This window comes from Mesorhizobium sp. M2C.T.Ca.TU.002.02.1.1 (assembly GCF_003997225.1).
In genome coordinates this window covers 1-1457 of the sequence record NZ_RZTO01001146.1, presented here as the reverse complement: position 1 = coordinate 1457, position 1457 = coordinate 1, and the positions used below count along the sequence as shown (strand labels likewise).

The window sequence follows — 1457 nt, the reverse complement described above, 5'->3', positions numbered from 1 at the left end:
GTGCTGGAGAAGAGCTGGGACAAGACCACCATCAACCTGCCTTTCGGCCGCTCGGCGGTCATCGTAGGCCCGCCTGTCTTCGTGCCGGCCGATGCCGACGATGCCGAGATGGAGCGCAAGCGCCAGGAGGTAACCGCCTCGCTGAACGCTGCGACCGCCGAGGCCTATCGCCTCGTGGATGGCGGCAAATGAGCGAGCGTTGGGCGCGTGCGGCCCTGACCGCCTACCGCTACGCGGGGGCGGCCGCCTATCCGCTGATCGGACCCTATGTCGCCTGGCGCGCCTCGCGCGGCAAGGAGGATCGCGTCCGCCGGCGCGAGCGCTACGGCGTCGCCGGCCGACCGCGGCCGGAAGGGCCGGTGATCTGGATCCATGCCGCAAGCGTCGGCGAGACGATCGCGGTGGTGCCGCTGGTCGAAAGCATCCTCGACTATGGCGTCAACATCGTTCTGACCACCGGCACGGTGACTTCGGCCAAGGTCGCCGAAGAGCGCCTCGGCAGCCGCATCATCCACCAATATGTACCGCTCGATCTCAAGCCCGCGGTAAGCCGTTTCCTCGATCACTGGCGGCCGGAACTGGCGATCATCGCCGAATCGGAGATTTGGCCGATGACCATCCTGGAGCTTGGCGCCCGCAACGTGCCGCAGGTTCTGGTCAACGGCCGGCTGTCGGACCGCTCCTTCATGTCCTGGAAGAAGCGCTCCGGCGTTGCCGAGGCGCTGTTCGAGAATCTCGCCCATGTGATCGCCCAGTCGGATGTCGACGGCGAGCGGTTCCGCGCGCTCGGCGCCCGGCCGGTCACCGTTTCCGGCAACCTCAAGGTCGATACCAACCCGCCGCCGGTCGACGAGCGGGCCTTGGCCACCCTGCAGCGCCAGATCGGCGAGCGCCCGACCTGGGCCGCGATCTCGACCCATGACGGCGAGGAGGTCGTGGCCGCCGAGGTCCATGCCAGCCTGTACAAGCGCCATCACGGGCTCCTGACCATCATCGTGCCGCGTCACCCCGACCGCGCCGATGCGCTTGCCGCGCAGATTTCCGGCATGGGCCTTTCGGTGGCGAGGCGCAGCAAGGGCGACCGCATCTCGGCCGATACCGATATCCTTCTGGGCGACACGATCGGCGAAATGGGCCTTTACCTGAGGCTGACCGAGATCGCTTTCGTCGGCCGCTCGCTGACCTCGGAAGGCGGCCAGAACCCGCTCGAGCCGGCGATGCTCGAAACCGCCGTGCTGGCCGGTCGCAACGTGCAGAATTTCCGCGAGGCCTATCAGCGCCTGCTCGACAGCGGCGGCGCCAAGCTGGTGCGCGACCGCGACATGCTGACCGGAGCCGTCAATTTCCTTTTGACCAACGAGGCGGCGCGCCACGAAATGATGGCGGCGGGTGCTGCCACCGTCGACGAGATGCGCGGCGCGCTCGCCCGCACGCTGAAATCGCTGGAGCCCTATATC

At 67.7% G+C, this 1457-nt stretch carries 1 protein-coding gene and 1 pseudogene; both read left to right on the top strand.

Annotation, left to right across the window (positions count from 1 at the left end):
- A pseudogene (locus tag EOD07_RS34190) lies at window positions 1-192 on the top strand (hypothetical protein); the annotation flags it as partial.
- Window positions 189-1457: lipid IV(A) 3-deoxy-D-manno-octulosonic acid transferase (gene waaA / locus EOD07_RS34185; protein ID WP_127238332.1), on the top strand; the 1269-nt coding region annotated here is incomplete at its 3' end. The pseudogene EOD07_RS34190 and the gene waaA, both read left to right, overlap by 4 nt.